12 protein-coding genes are annotated in these 13586 nt (G+C 57.7%); 6 read left to right on the top strand and 6 right to left on the bottom strand.

What is annotated here, in order from left to right:
- Positions 1–4: 4 nt before the first annotated feature.
- Positions 5–823: a VacJ family lipoprotein gene (locus WCY31_RS06625; RefSeq protein ID WP_345971733.1), complete on the bottom strand. Its 819-nt coding sequence runs from the start codon at positions 821–823 to the stop codon at positions 5–7.
- Between the two features lie 126 nt (positions 824–949).
- On the opposite strand from WCY31_RS06625, the gene WCY31_RS06620 reads away from it, so the two are divergent.
- Genes WCY31_RS06620 through WCY31_RS06610 form a run of 3 tightly spaced genes read left to right on the top strand, consistent with a single transcriptional unit; the run spans position 950 to position 3000 of the window.
- Positions 950–1576, top strand: a complete 627-nt coding sequence (locus tag WCY31_RS06620; protein ID WP_345971731.1) for an HAD-IA family hydrolase — start codon at positions 950–952, stop codon at positions 1574–1576.
- A 1-nt stretch (position 1577) separates the two neighbouring features.
- Positions 1578–2513 carry an FAD:protein FMN transferase gene (locus WCY31_RS06615; RefSeq protein WP_345971729.1) on the top strand — a complete coding sequence of 312 codons (936 nt, stop codon included), beginning with the start codon at positions 1578–1580 and terminating at the stop codon, positions 2511–2513.
- A complete protein-coding gene (locus WCY31_RS06610) occupies positions 2500–3000 on the top strand; it encodes a hypothetical protein (protein ID WP_345971728.1) in 501 nt (166 codons plus the stop codon). The genes WCY31_RS06615 and WCY31_RS06610 overlap by 14 nt, the downstream gene beginning before the upstream one ends.
- On the opposite strand, the gene WCY31_RS06605 is transcribed toward WCY31_RS06610, so the two are convergent.
- The 5 genes from WCY31_RS06605 to WCY31_RS06585 form a co-directional block, all read right to left on the bottom strand.
- Positions 2936–3403: a hypothetical protein gene (locus tag WCY31_RS06605; RefSeq protein WP_345971727.1), complete on the bottom strand. Its 468-nt coding sequence runs from the start codon at positions 3401–3403 to the stop codon at positions 2936–2938. The genes WCY31_RS06610 and WCY31_RS06605 overlap by 65 nt on opposite strands.
- On the bottom strand, positions 3403–3885 hold the full coding sequence (locus WCY31_RS06600; protein ID WP_345971726.1) for a hypothetical protein: 483 nt from the start codon (positions 3883–3885) through the stop codon (positions 3403–3405). The genes WCY31_RS06605 and WCY31_RS06600 overlap by 1 nt, the downstream gene beginning before the upstream one ends.
- Entirely contained in the window at positions 3885–4394 is a 510-nt protein-coding gene (locus WCY31_RS06595; protein ID WP_345971725.1) for an FMN-binding protein, read from the bottom strand. The genes WCY31_RS06600 and WCY31_RS06595 overlap by 1 nt, the downstream gene beginning before the upstream one ends.
- A 154-nt stretch (positions 4395–4548) precedes the next feature.
- Complete coding sequence (locus WCY31_RS06590; protein WP_345969042.1) at positions 4549–5793, bottom strand: hypothetical protein; 1245 nt, start codon at positions 5791–5793, stop codon at positions 4549–4551.
- Between the two features lie 172 nt (positions 5794–5965).
- On the bottom strand, positions 5966–9226 hold the full coding sequence (locus WCY31_RS06585; RefSeq protein ID WP_345971724.1) for an AsmA-like C-terminal domain-containing protein: 3261 nt from the start codon (positions 9224–9226) through the stop codon (positions 5966–5968).
- Here WCY31_RS06585 and mltG point away from each other — a divergent pair.
- The 3 genes from mltG to mdh all read left to right on the top strand — a co-directional run bounded on the left by mltG (position 9204) and on the right by mdh (position 13585).
- The gene (gene mltG, locus WCY31_RS06580; protein ID WP_428837503.1) at positions 9204–10100 is read left to right on the top strand and encodes an endolytic transglycosylase MltG; all 897 of its coding nucleotides are present in this window, start codon (positions 9204–9206) and stop codon (positions 10098–10100) included. The genes WCY31_RS06585 and mltG overlap by 23 nt on opposite strands.
- A gap of 145 nt (positions 10101–10245) precedes the next feature.
- Positions 10246–12420, top strand: a complete 2175-nt coding sequence (locus WCY31_RS06575) for an NADP-dependent isocitrate dehydrogenase (protein WP_345969039.1) — start codon at positions 10246–10248, stop codon at positions 12418–12420.
- A gap of 208 nt (positions 12421–12628) precedes the next feature.
- The gene (gene mdh / locus WCY31_RS06570; RefSeq protein WP_345969038.1) at positions 12629–13585 is read left to right on the top strand and encodes a malate dehydrogenase; all 957 of its coding nucleotides are present in this window, start codon (positions 12629–12631) and stop codon (positions 13583–13585) included.
- Position 13586: the final 1 nt, after the last annotated feature.

The raw sequence follows: 13586 nt of genomic DNA, 5'->3' as shown, positions 1-13586 counted from the left end.
GACATTACTCCGATATCAGTTTGTTGCGGTTTTGCTCGTAGGCATCGCGCATAAATGGGTAGAAGTCCAGGGCCTCCTCGCGGATCTGCAGGTACTCCTTACGATAGAGGGAGAACTTGTTGAAACGCTTATAGCCGACCAGTCCCCACCCTTCATACGTATCGCGGGGAATATTATACTTTCTTGGGTCAACATAATAGATTGGGTTGACATAGAAATCGATCAGATCCCCCGTGATGTCGCGCAGGTTGCTGGGGCCGAAAAAGGGCAGGACGATCGGAAAACCGTTCCCGACGCCGTAGTGTCCCAGGGTCTGCCCGAAATCCTCCACATGGGGTTCCACCCCTATTTGCATGGCGGTATCGAACATCCCGCCGAACCCGAAAGTAGAGTTGATGATAAAGCGCCCCGTCTCGGTCAGTGCGTGGTCGAATTTGAGCTGGAGCAGGTTGTTGACAAGGCTGACGGGGTAGTACAGATTGTTGAAAATATTGTTGATCGAGACCCGGATCGGTTCGGGCAGGATGAAGTCGTAGGCACTGAACACGGGGTTGAGGATGTAATCGAAGAGGGTATTGTTAAAACCGGTCATCCAGCGGTTATACCCTTCAAAAGGGTCATAGGCCGGTTCGGTGGCGACGTCCGAAAACTCCTCCTCGAAACTGGCATCGTCGAAGCCGCTGTCGTCAAAAATCTCGTCTTCGGGACCGGAGAGGTGGGCGAGCGGACCGACCTTTTCCGTTTCAGAGGGTACGCGCACGTCTCCCGACTGGGCATGAAGCAGCGTAAACCCGAATGCGATTGTCAGAATGAGTCTCTTCATGAATGTCAGGATTGTACCAAAAATGTTTAAATATTTCACTGCAAATTGTCACAGGATAATCACAATATGCCGCATCTCATGGCGCTTTGCTATAATAGCGCGAAACTGCCTGCGGGGAAGGAAACTATGCGTATTGTGATCTTTGATATGGACGGAACGCTGATCGATTCACAGCATGATATTACCTGTTCGATCAACCACGTTCGCGCGCTCAATCATGCCCTGCCTCCCATCGATAGCGGCACCGTCGTCGCATGGATCAACAGGCCTGTGCGCAATCTGCCCAAACTTTTTTACGGGACGGAGCAGTACGAGGCGCGCGACCGCGCGCTCTTCGAGTCCCACTACCACGAGCAGTGCATCCAGAATCCCGTGCTCTACCCGGGCATCCGCGAGACGGTCGAGACGCTTCACGCCGCGGGCGTCAGGCTTGCCGTCGCGACAAATGCCCCGAGCACCTTTGCCGCAAGGATGATCGGCCACCTCGGCTTAGCGGACTATTTCGACCATATCATCGGCCCCGACATCGCCGGGGCGTCCAAGCCCGACCCGGCGATGCTCCGCCTGATCCTCGACGCCCTGGGGTTCCGGCCTCAGGAGCATCGGGCCTGGATGGTGGGCGACAACAGCAAAGATATCGACGCCGCACGCCTGGCCGGCATTACGGGCATCTTCTCCACCTGGGGCTTCAGCGCGGAGGGGGAAGGCGATATCGTCATCGGGCACCCTGCCGCGCTGCTGGACATTGTCTGAAATGAAGTTTCTGCTCTCCCTGCTGTGTCTGCTCGCGTCGCTGCAGGCGACGGAACGAACCCGTGTGATGATGGGGACCTTCGCCACCGTGTCGGTCCCGGACACCGCCGCGGGCTGCATCGATGCTGCCTTCGCCGCCATGACCTCGGTCGAGAAGGCGCTTTCGTCGTACGACCCCGCCGCGGAGGTCTACCGCCTCAATCATGCGGGGGCGCTGCCGATCTCGCCGACGCTCTATGACGCCCTGCAGAGTGCGGTGCGCTACTACGTGCAGAGCGACGGCTACTTCGACATCACCATTGGTGCCCTCAGCCGCGGGGCCTACCGCTTCGGCGAAGCGGAACGCGTGCCGGACAGGGCGGAAATCGCCGGCCTCCCGATCGGCCTGAACCTGCTGGAGTTCAATGCGACAGCCGCGCGGCTCGCCCCCGGCGCGATGCTCGATTTCGGCGGCTTCGGCAAAGGGGTGGGCATCGACGCGGCCGCCGCCGCGCTCCGTCACTGCGGGGTTGCGGAGGGCACCGTGGCGCTCAGCGGGGATATCCGCTGCCTCGGCCGCTGCCTCTTGGCGATCCAGGACCCCTTTTCGGAAGGGACCCTCATGACCTTCATGAGCCTGTCTCCGGAAACGGGGATGAGTACGAGCGGCGACTACCGGCGGTTTGTCGGGGACAAAACCCATAACCACCTGATCGATCCGAAAACGCGGGCATCGGAGCGCGCGTTTGCCTCGATCACCCTCGTCGGTACGGTACGCAGCGGCGATCTCGATGCCTGGACGACGGCGGCGGCCGTGATGCCGCCCCCAAAGGCCGTCGCGTTTTTGCGGACCCTGCCGGTGGGCTATGTGCTCATCTACAGCGACGGCAGCATCGTCAAAAGCGCGAACCTTCCGCGCTACCTTGAAGTATGGGAGGGGAACCATGAAGATGATTGAAAAGATGCTGCACCCGGAGGAGACGATCCTCGTTGCCGCCGAGATATCAAAGACGTTCTACAACGGCATCCTCTCCCTCTACGGACTGGGCGCCCTGCTGCTGTTTATCGGTTACGAGTACGAGATCGGGGTGATCGGCCTGGTGCTCATCATCCGCACCTTCTATATGCATCTGCAGGAGATCCGGGAGAAGAAGTATTACCACTGCGTGCTGACGCCCGAACGCCTCATCATCCACAAGGGGTTCAAAAACCGGGAGATCATCCCGATCAACCTCGAGGAGATCCGGACGATCTATATCAAGCCCTACAGCGAACGGTTCAAAAACCATATTGATGTCGGAACGCTCGAGGTCCTGACGACCTCCGGGGGGCGCTATGTCATCAGCCATATCAAGGCCCCCTTCGCGTATCACCGTGCCATCATCGGGGATGTCGTTGCCGCGACAAGTTATGCCAAAAAGCGTAGTAGATCAACTGAAGCATGAGCAGCGTCCCCAGCAGGCTCAGCAGCAGGTATGACGCCAGTTTGACCCAGACCCAGAGGGTGGCTCCGGAGGCGATAAAGTAGCCGCTGACGATGTCGAGGAGCGCTGCGGCAAAGAGCGCGAGCGCGAGCCGGATCGTACGCCGTTTGGCGGTAGCGGTCGCGAAAAGCAGGAAGTGCGCCCCCACCATGATAAAAAGCCCCATGGCGCCCAGATGAGGCACGGCGGTCTCCAGCAGCCCGTAAGCACTTTTGCCCGGGAGCGTGTCACTGCCGAGATAGTAGAGCTCGATGCCCTGGAAGGAGAAGCCGATTTTGCTCGCAAAGAGGGCGGCGGCCGATGCGAGCAGCAGCAGCCCGAAGAGGGCGAAATAGACGACGGCGAAACGGTAGGCGCGCTGCATCAGGGCTTCTTGAGGACGTTCAGGTAGAGCAGCGAGGCGGAGGCCATGAAAAGCGCTGTGCCGTGCCAGAGCCAGAAGGCGCCCAGCCAGGGCAGGAGATAGGCTTCGCCTTTGTAATAGGCGAGGGCAAAGAGGACGATGTCGGCGGCGGCGGCGATCATGGCGATATTGATCACGACCGCTGCGATGCGTTTGAACGGGCAGAGGCGCGCGTAGACGGCAGAGAGGATCAGCAGGGTCATCATCATAAAGAAGATGTCGCTGTGCAGGAGTTCAAGCACGAAGTGCTCGCTGACGGGGTCGATGAACTCCGCTTCGTTACCATAAAGGGTCGCAGAGAGGGTGTCGCGGTCGAGTCCGATATGGTCGCGTTTGAGAAAGGCGTCTGCGACGAGAAAGGTGCCTGCGAACAGGAGCAGTCCGTTGAGCAGCGGACGCATCAGCGCGTCGCTGCGCAGGTCTTTGACGAGAGTGAAGCGCATCAGCGTTTCCTGATCACGGTTTCGAAGAGCGCCAGGGCGAGGCGGGCGCCGTCGGTGACGTTGCGCGCGCTGAGCGTCGCCCCGCTGACGGTGGGGATGTCTTTGCCGACACGCAGGGTCGCGTTGGCGTCCTTGCCCCGGAACTGTTCGAGGTAGGGGTGCTGCGGCATATACTCCGGCGGTTCGTTGAAGGCGATGATCTCGATGGCCCGGATCGTGCCCTCCGGCGTGATCATGTAGAGTACCGTGGCATCTTTCTGGCGGACCTGGCGCGTCACCAGGACACCGTATCCGACGGTCTTGCCGTCAAGGACGGCGGTATAGAAGCGGTAGATTTTCGTCTCGAGCTTGAGTTTGGCGCGTTTGGTGACGGCAGCGGCCTGCTTGCTGCTGAGCAGCGTGTTTTTCTTCGTCACTTCGCTCTGCGCCCCGAAGGCGTGCTGCATCGCATCAATCGGCGAGATCAGCGGGGCGGCTGCCGCGCCGACACTCAGTAAAATCAGGGTCACTATCAACTTTTTCAGCATGGATCTCTCTTCAAAACGGATTATCAAATCCCCGCCGCTGCGGGGACTTGAGGATCGGTTTTGTATAAAAATTATAACACACGGCGGCGGAGCGGGAAGGAGAAGGAACGCCCGCCGGGCGCGCGCGGGAGGCGCCTTAGAAGACGAAGCCCATCCCGAGGCTGAAGACGTTGTAGTCTTCAAGCGCGCTGTCGTGGAAGTCGGTCATGACGTAGTCCGCCTTCAGGACGACCTGTTCGTGGGGGAAGAAGTTCATGCCCACGGTCGTGTTGGTCTGCTCGAGGTCCGGGCGGGTACCGCCGGCGACGGAGGAGACGGGATCATAGCTCTCATACTGTGCGAAGATCGGCAGGCGGTAGCGTGTCGGCAGTGTCGCCAGCAGGTCATACTCCGCGTTGACGTAGTACCCCTCCGCTCCGTCCGCCGCTTCGGCGAAGATCTTCTCGGCATCGGAGACGGTCATGGCCGTATAGAGCCCTTTGAGCTTGAAGCCCGCTTTTTCGTACTGGCCGTAGAAGTCGTACATAAAGGCGTTGACACCGCTCGGGCGCCCCTGTGTCGCGGCGCCGTAATAGGCGGAGGTCCCCAGGAGCAGGCCGCTGATGCCGCGGTAGTCGAGGCGTCCGACGAAGCCGACGCGCTGCATCGGGCCGTTCTCTTCCGAGCCGATACGGCCGCTGCGGATCCATTTCTTGTTGACGGAACCGGGCATGTTGTTGTCGTTGTTGAGCGCCAGGGCATTGATGATCCCGGCCGTGTAGCTAAGACCGATGTCGCTGAAACTGCCGTAGGCGAGAATCCCGGTCTCGTGCCAGGTCGAAGGGATCAGGTATTTTTCGACGTCCGGGCGCTGCACCGTGTTGAAGAGCGTCGGCTCGTGGCGCTTGTTGATCAGTCCCATCGGGACCAGGAGATTACCGACTTGGAGGTTGAAGGCCTCATGCAGCAGGAAATCGATGTACATGAATTCAATGGCAACCTCTTCGCCGCCGTGTTCGAATTCCAGTTCGGTATTGAGGACGATGTTATCGCTGAATTTGTACCCGATATAGGGCACGAAACGGTAGACGTCCGTATAGGCATCCCCGGCAGCGCCGTCGCTGTCCGGAGAAGACCAGTACATTTCACCGTAGCCGCCGATGGAGAGCGGGGACTTGGAGTAGTAGACCTTTGAGGCTGCAGGGCCCATACCGTTGACAGAGGCGTTTGCATCGACCGTCGTATAGTTGAATCCCGTTTTCAGGTCCGACGTTTCGTCGATCAGGGCATCCGTTTTTTCCTGCAGTTCGGCGATCTGGGCTTTCAGATCGCTCAGTTCGTCCGCGCAGAGTGTCGTACCGGCCAGTAGGGCGGCTCCCAGTGAAAGTGCAATGTGCTTCATCACCTATCCTTTTGTTGTGTTTTCTGTTTTTACGATTTCAAGAATCATTCCCAAAATTATGGGTGAAGTATAGGGAATGTGCCCAAAAAAGTCAATAGATATGACAATCATTATCAAAAATGAAGGAGAAAGGACATTTTTGTCACGTATGGTAACTTTTTGAGAGTGAGTATCAATTAACGGGAGGGACGCCGGAGGTGACTTCCTGGGGCTCTTTTCCTTTATCGGCATCGTCGTCGGCGCCGCTGTCCAGTTTTTTGAGATAGTGCAGGGGGAAGTCGAGGGTGCGCTTGAGGATATTGAAGGGGCTGACGATGATGTCTTTGGCGATCGTGTTCTCCACCTTGGGATCGTTCAGCGGACCGTTGATGTTCAGTGTCGTCAGGACGGATTTGTCGTCGCCGACAAGAATATAGCCGACCAGCGGGATCTTGCGGATGTTCTCCGCGGCCCGCGTCTTGACGGTAAGCTGCATCTTGATGCGGTCTTTGTTGTAGTCGATGGTCCCCTGGCCGGCGAAATCAAGCTCTTTGCTGTCTATTTTGATGTTGGATGCCGTCAGCACCCCCTTGTGATAAGCGAGTTCGGTATAGGCGGATTGCACTTTGATCCCTTTGGTCTCATAGGAGGGCAGCGAGAAGGTGACCAGGGCGGGGACGGTATTGATAAACGCGAACAGATTGTTGAAGAGCACATAATCGTAGACGGTCGTATCGTTGATCTTTGCCAGCCCTTTAAAATCGTCTTTTTCTCCGATCATGTAAAAGTCCAGCGTCCCGCCCTTGACTTTTGAGAGGTTGAAGAAATGGTTCATAAAGTCGTCATCGAGTCGGTAGCCGAAGAGGTAGAAGGTCTCTCCTTTGACATCGAGCTTGGCGCCGCCGCCCCCTTTATAGAGCTGCCCGAGAATGCGGTTGGGACTGTAGTCTATGGTAATGCGGTCGGCTTTGGCCTGACGCTTGCCCGGGAAAAGAATGGCGGTATCGTTCGCATCGATGGAGACCGACGTGTTCGATTCGCTCGCATTGCTGTCCGCATCGAAATGGTGATCGCGGTAGAAGCGGGTCAGTTCGGGCTGGCTGAAGTCAACCCCGTTCGTCCTGATGCGGATCGTGTCGCCGCTGTGGACTTTGATGCGGTCGTTGATCGAACACTCCAAGGTGCCGTTTTGTTCGATACTCCCCTGAAAACGGTAGGTGTTGACCGGTGTGCCGTTGACGGCGGTCAATGCGTAGGGATAATCGACGATCCCGTTAAAGGCGACGGGATAGTTCCCGTTTTCCGACCAGACGGAGATGGTGCTCTCGGTAAGGTTGTAATCGCGCAGCAGCGGGGAGTGTTTCGTCAGGGCGTCCAGGGAGAAGAAGTGCAGCCGCCATCCCCTGCCCAGCGTGGAGTAGACCATATTGATCGAAGGGATGACGATATCGTATTCGTCGTCGATGGGGACGATATAGACGCTGAACCGATCCATATTCTGGAACAGCCTGCCGAGCCCCTCGTCCTCGAGGCGGAAGTTGGTGACATTGAGCTCGGTGGCCATCGTCGCCGGTTCAAAGACGCCTTCGACGGAGCCGGTCAGCTGGTGTTCGATCGAAACGACGGCGGGGGAGAGGCGGAAAATGCCGTTATGCTTCGAAACGGTAAAGGGTGAGACGGAGAGGGGTGTCTTGTCCATGGACCAGTGTGTGGTGGCGTTGCTGACGACAGAGAGGTTTTCGTCGGCCCGAATATTGAAGAGGGTGTGCGTCTGGCCGGTGGCGAAGGTGCCGGCATGCAGTGACGTCAGGTCCAGCAGCAGGCTGGCGGCGGGGTGGGCAAGGGTGATTTCGCCCTCCACGGTGGCCCGCGCCGTCTGGTCGAGCGCGAGAACGGTTTTGGGGACGTTCAAACGCACTTTTTTGAGGTCAAAGGGGGCCGTAAAGGCATCACACGTGAGGTTGTGCTCCATATAGTGCCACTGGGAAGCGTCAAATCGTATGGTGTCGCCGCCCCGGTCCAGGCGGTATTCGAAATGCAGCGGGACGGACACCGGAGAGAGGGTGATGGGCGCACTACCGACGGGGTAGCGCACGTTGCCGAGATTGAAACGGATTGTCCCGCGATGTTTGGCCGGGTTGAATGCACCGGTGACGCTACCCGTGACGTTGCCATCAAAGAGCAAAGCTTCCACGGAGCGCAGGGTCACATCCGAATCTTTTAGATCGACGGCGGCACGGGAGACGTCGATGGGGAGTCCGGAGAGGTCGATACGGCTTTTTGCCGTTTTGAAGGAGCCTTTGGCGGTTGTCTGCGTATGGGCAAGGTTGACGGTCAGACTCAGGTTGGTGTCGGTCAGGCCGCGGGTCTGGGTAAAGGGGAGGTCGACACCGTATGAAGCGGTCAGACGCTGCAGCGGCGGCGTAAAGCGTGCGGAGGTCAGGATGGAAAGTTTCAGCAGCGGTTCTTTGCCGCTGAAATCGATGGCAAGATGGGTGTCGCCGCCAGGTTCCCCGTAAAAAGTGGCATTGTGCGGCAAGATCCTCAGGACCTTATGCTCAAAAAGGACGGTAACCTCCTCCGCCAGGGCCGGCTCAAACGCCCCGGGATCATTGGCAAAATGGTAGCGGGCGTTATGGAAGGTGAGCTGGCCGAAAAGATTGTCGAAGGCTTTCGCCGGTGCGGCGAAGGGGAGGGTCGTCTGCAGGGTGTGCAGCATCACCGGTCCCCCCTGGGCCCGTGCGACGATCCACGGCTCGACCTTGTCCGAGAGGTGCAGGGGTTTCACGATCGGCGCGACACTCGCAAAGGGTTCGGTCGAGAAGGTGTTCAGCGTGACGGCGTCGCGGGTGGCGTGCACGCCCAGGCGCAGGTGGATATCCTCGGCGACATCGATACTGCCGCCCAGGTAGAGTTCGCTCAGTTTGGGCTGCAGAACGCCTTCGAAACGGAAGGTGCCGCCAAACGTGCTGCTGTCGCCGTACAGTTCCAGTTTGTAGGCGTCCGCGTTATGCACCGGCAGAAGGGTCATGGAGATGTGCCCCTGGGCGCGGGAGGCGACGTGCAGACTGCTGCGGCGGCGCGGGTCGAAGAAGAGCGATGCGTTAAGATCGTTTCCGAGCCGGATGCGGTCGATGCGGAGGCTGCCGATCCAGCGGTCGTCCAGGTGCTGCAGCGCCGCGGAGACGCGCTGTTGGAGGCTAAGGAGGTCGGTGGGTTCCTGGGGCGCGTCGGATGGGGCGAGGGCGATCGTGTCGATCTCGACTTGAAGTGCATCGTCCCACTTCAGGTATAATTTCTCCGCATAAAGGCGGCCGAGTTTGAGCTTGCCCAGATGGACACCGCTTGAGAGGGTAAGGTAGAGGACAGTGATGAGGGCCAGACAGAGAACAATGACCGCGACGATCATAAAATGGGTATGTGCAATCGCTCTGTTGATGGCGTTGTCGTTCATCTATTACCTGAATATGGGGCTCACGACATCGAAGGTGCTTTATATTCCCCAGGGATCAATTCGCAAGATTATAACACACCTTGAGCACGCCAACCCTCAGCTTAACCGCCTGGACGCCTTTTTGCTGCGTTTCGTCGGCCGGCCGCAGCACGGCTGGATTGACCTGGGAAGCACGGCCATGACCCACGGTGATTTCCTCTACCGAATTACGACCTCCAAAGCGGCGATGAAACCGGTCACCCTGGTCCCCGGGGAGACGACCCAGGTCTTCTTCACGCAGCTCGCCGAGAGCCACGGGCTTGACCCGGCGCGGCTGATGGAAGTGTTCCGGGAACAGAGCCCCTATGAGGAGGGGGCGTTCGTTCCCGATACCTATCAGCTTCCCATCGGCATTACTGAATCCGACGCGGTGCAGATGCTGCTGCGTTATGCCGAGGCGAAACAGCGGGCCTGGTCGGAGAAGATCTTCGGCCTCTACAACGAACGCAAATGGTACCACTATATAATCATCGCCTCGGTGATCCAGAAAGAGGCGGCGGACAATGCGGAGATGCCGCTGGTCTCCTCCGTCATCGCCAACCGTCTCGCCAAGGGGATGAAGCTGCAGATGGACGGGACGCTCAACTACGGTCCGTACTCCCACGAAAAGATCACCGCCGCGCGCATCCGATCGGACAAGAGCGGCTACAACACCTATCTGCATGTTGGTCTGCCGGCCGCGCCGGTCTGCAACGTCGGCTTCGACGCGATCCGTGCGGCGATCTTTCCGGCCAAAACGGAATACCTCTATTTTACGAAAGGCGCCGACGGAAAGCACCGCTTTACGCGTTACTATTCTACACACTTACGCAATATTAACCGTGTTACTAAATGATACACCAATTTAAATATTCTCCCCCGTTCATTCTTGATTTGGCATGAAAGACGATTGAAGTGATATGATGACCGTGTAATTTTCAATCGGCGGTTCTAAATTATATTTAGTAATGCCGATCAACTTCACACTTCGAGGATATAGAATGTCTAAAATCATCTGGTCGAAAATTGACGAAGCTCCGGCTTTGGCTACATACTCGTTCTTTCCGATTGCTTCCAAATTCTGCGCTGAGGGCGGCGTTGAACTGGAACAAAGCGATATCTCACTTGCCGGTCGTGTCCTTGCCGCGATGGGTAAAGGTGAAGATGAACTCTCAAAACTGGGCGAGCTTGTCCTGAAGCCTGAAGGTAACATTATTAAGCTGCCGAACATCTCTGCATCCGTTGGTCAGCTCAAAGACTGTATCGCCGAGCTCCAGGAACAGGGTTACGATATCCCGAACTACCCTGAAAATCCGGCGAACGAAGAAGAGAAAGCGCTCCAGGCGACGTACAGCACCTGCCTCGGTTCCGCGGTCAACCCGGTTCTTCGCGAAGGCAACTCCGACCGCCGTGCGGCGAAAGCCGTCAAGAACTATGCGCAGAAGAACCCGCACCGCCTCAAAGCGTACTCCGATAACTCAAAATCCTATGTCGCGCACATGAACGGCAACGGTGACTTCTACGGCAACGAGAAGTCCATCACAATGGAAAAAGGCCAGAAAGTCACGATCGCCCTCAACGGCAACGAACTCAAAACAATCGATGCGCTTGACGGCGAAGTGCTCGACGGTACTTTCATGTCCGTCAAAGCACTCCGCGCGTTCTACAAGCAGACGATCGAGGACGCGAAAGCGAAAGGCGTCATCTGGTCGGTCCACCTCAAAGCGACGATGATGAAGATCTCCGACCCGATCATGTTCGGTCACGGTTTCGAAATCTTCTTCGAAGACGTCTTCGCGAAATACGCGGACACTTTCAAAGAGGTCGGCGTCAACCCGAACCTCGGTATGTCCGACCTTGAGAAGAAGATCAAGGGTCACGCGAAAGAGGCGGAAATCAAAGCGGCATTCCAGGCGGTTGTCGAAGCGGACAGCCCGAAAATCGCGATGGTCGACTCTGACAAGGGTACGACGAACTTCAACGCGCCGAACGATATCATCATCGATGCCTCTATGCCGGTTGTCGTCCGTGAAGGCGGCAAGCAGTGGGATCGTAACGGTGACGCGCTCGAGTGTGTCGCGGTTATCCCGGACTCCACGTACGGTATGTTCCACGAAGAGATGGTCGCTGACTGTGTCAAAAACGGACAGTACGACGTCACGACAATGGGAACGATGCAGAACGTCGGCCTGATGGCACAGAAGGCGGAAGAGTACGGCTCCCACCCGACAACGTTCGAGCTCGCGGAAGCGGGTACGGTCACGGTCACGGCGGAAGACGGCACGCTTCTGATGAGCTTTGAGTGTGAAGCGGGCGACATCTGGCGTATGTCCCGCGCGAAAGACATCCCGATCAAAGACTGGATCCGCCTCGCGTTCGAACGCGGCCAGATCGAGCAGATCCCGGTCGTTTTCTGGCTGGACGAAAACCGTGCGCACGATGCGCAGATGATCGCCAAAGTCAAAAAATATATGCCGGAGTTCAATACGGACGGTCTGGAGATTCACTTTATGGACATCGCCGCTGCGACACGCTTCACGAACGAGCGTATCCGTGCGGGTAAAGACACGATCGCCGTTACCGGTAACGTTCTGCGTGACCACCTCACCGACATGTACCCGATCCTCGAGCTCGGTACGTCGGCGAAAATGCTCTCCATCGTTCCGCTGCTCGCGGGCGGCGGGCTGTTCGAGACCGGTGCGGGCGGTTCGGCGCCGAAGCACGTCGACCAGTTCCTGGCAGAGGGTCACCTCCGTTGGGACTCCCTGGGTGAATTCCTCGCCCTGGCCGAGTCTCTGCGCATGATCGAGCAGAAGTACCCGAACGCCAAACTGGCGGAAGTGACTGCTGCCCTTGACGTTGCGAACCAGGAGTACCTTGACAACAACAAGGCTCCTGGCCGTAAAGCGGGCGAGCCGGACAACAAAGCGTCACACTTCTATGTCGCCCAGTACTGGGCAACGGCGCTGGCGGATTCTGCAGACAAAGAGCTGCAGGCAAAATTCACGCCGGTCGCGAAAGCGCTCAAAGAGAACGAAGCGAAGATCATGGAAGAGCTGATGGCTGCGGAAGGCAAAGCACAGGATATCGGCGGGTACTACCACCCGGACGATGCGAAAGCGGAAGCGGCAATGCGCCCGTCTGCCACGCTCAACGCGATTATCGACGCGCTCTAAGTCGACATTTTGTGTTCCGTTTCGGAACACGGTAGAAAGGTGAGTGTTACCTTTCTACCATTCTATTGGGTTCACGAAGTGGACTTAACCTTATTTTACTTATAATGTACAATCTTCTGCCATGTATGCATAATGGTGTGTGTTCGCACATATTGCTTATGTGTATATCGGTGCAGAAGAGCCACTAAAATCGAAAAGGACTTCAACAATGAATCAGGGTAAACGTGTTGGAATCGTCGGCGCCGGAAACGTAGGTGCCACTGTCGCGTATTCACTGGCAATGCTCGGGTCATGCCATGAGATCATTCTCCGCGACAATAAAATCGAAGTCGCAAAGGGCAAGGCCCTCGATATGTCACAGGCGGCGGCAGCGGTCCGCAGCCACACGGTCGTCAGCGTCGCCGAGAGCATGGAAGAGCTCACGGACTGCGACGTCGTCGTTGTCACTGCCGGAAGCCCGCGTCTGCCGGGTATGAGCCGCGATGACCTGCTGATGATCAACGCCAAAATCACCAAAGAGGTCGTGCGCGGCATTGCAAAATACTCTCCGAACGCGATTATCATTATGGTCTCCAACCCGCTGGACGCGATGACTTATGTCGCGCTCAAAGAGAGCGGCTTCGACCGCAGCCGCGTCCTGGGCATGGCCGGGATCCTCGACAGCTCCCGCATGGCGGCGTTCATCCAGGAGAAACTGGGCTACGGCGGCGGACAGATCCGCGCTTCCGTCATGGGCGGCCACGGTGACGATATGGTACCGCTTCCGCGCTACTCCACCGTTGCGGGCGTCCCGCTCTTCGACCTCCTCACCGAGGATGAAATCGACGAGATCGTCGACCGTACCCGCCACGGCGGCGCCGAGATCGTCGGCTACCTCAAGACCGGTTCGGCGTACTACGCCCCGGCGAAATCCACGGCTATCATGGTCGAAGCGATCCTGAAAGACACGAAACAGATCCACCCGTGCGCCGTCTACCTTGAGGGCGAGTACGGCTACGATGACGTCGTCTCCGGCGTCCCGGTCATGATCGGCGCCAACGGCGCGGAAAAGATCATCGAAGTAACGCTCAACGAGAAAGAGAAAGAGATGTTCGCGCGTTCGTGCAGCTCTGTTCAGACCCTGATCGACACCCTGAACGAAAACAAATTCTTTGAGGAGGCCTAAT

This window comes from Sulfurimonas sp. HSL3-1 (assembly GCF_039645995.1).
Classification (GTDB): Bacteria; Campylobacterota; Campylobacteria; order Campylobacterales; family Sulfurimonadaceae; genus Thiomicrolovo; species Thiomicrolovo diazotrophicus.
The sequence above is the reverse complement of the archived record's forward strand: the minus strand, read 5'-3'. Positions and strand labels throughout refer to the sequence as shown.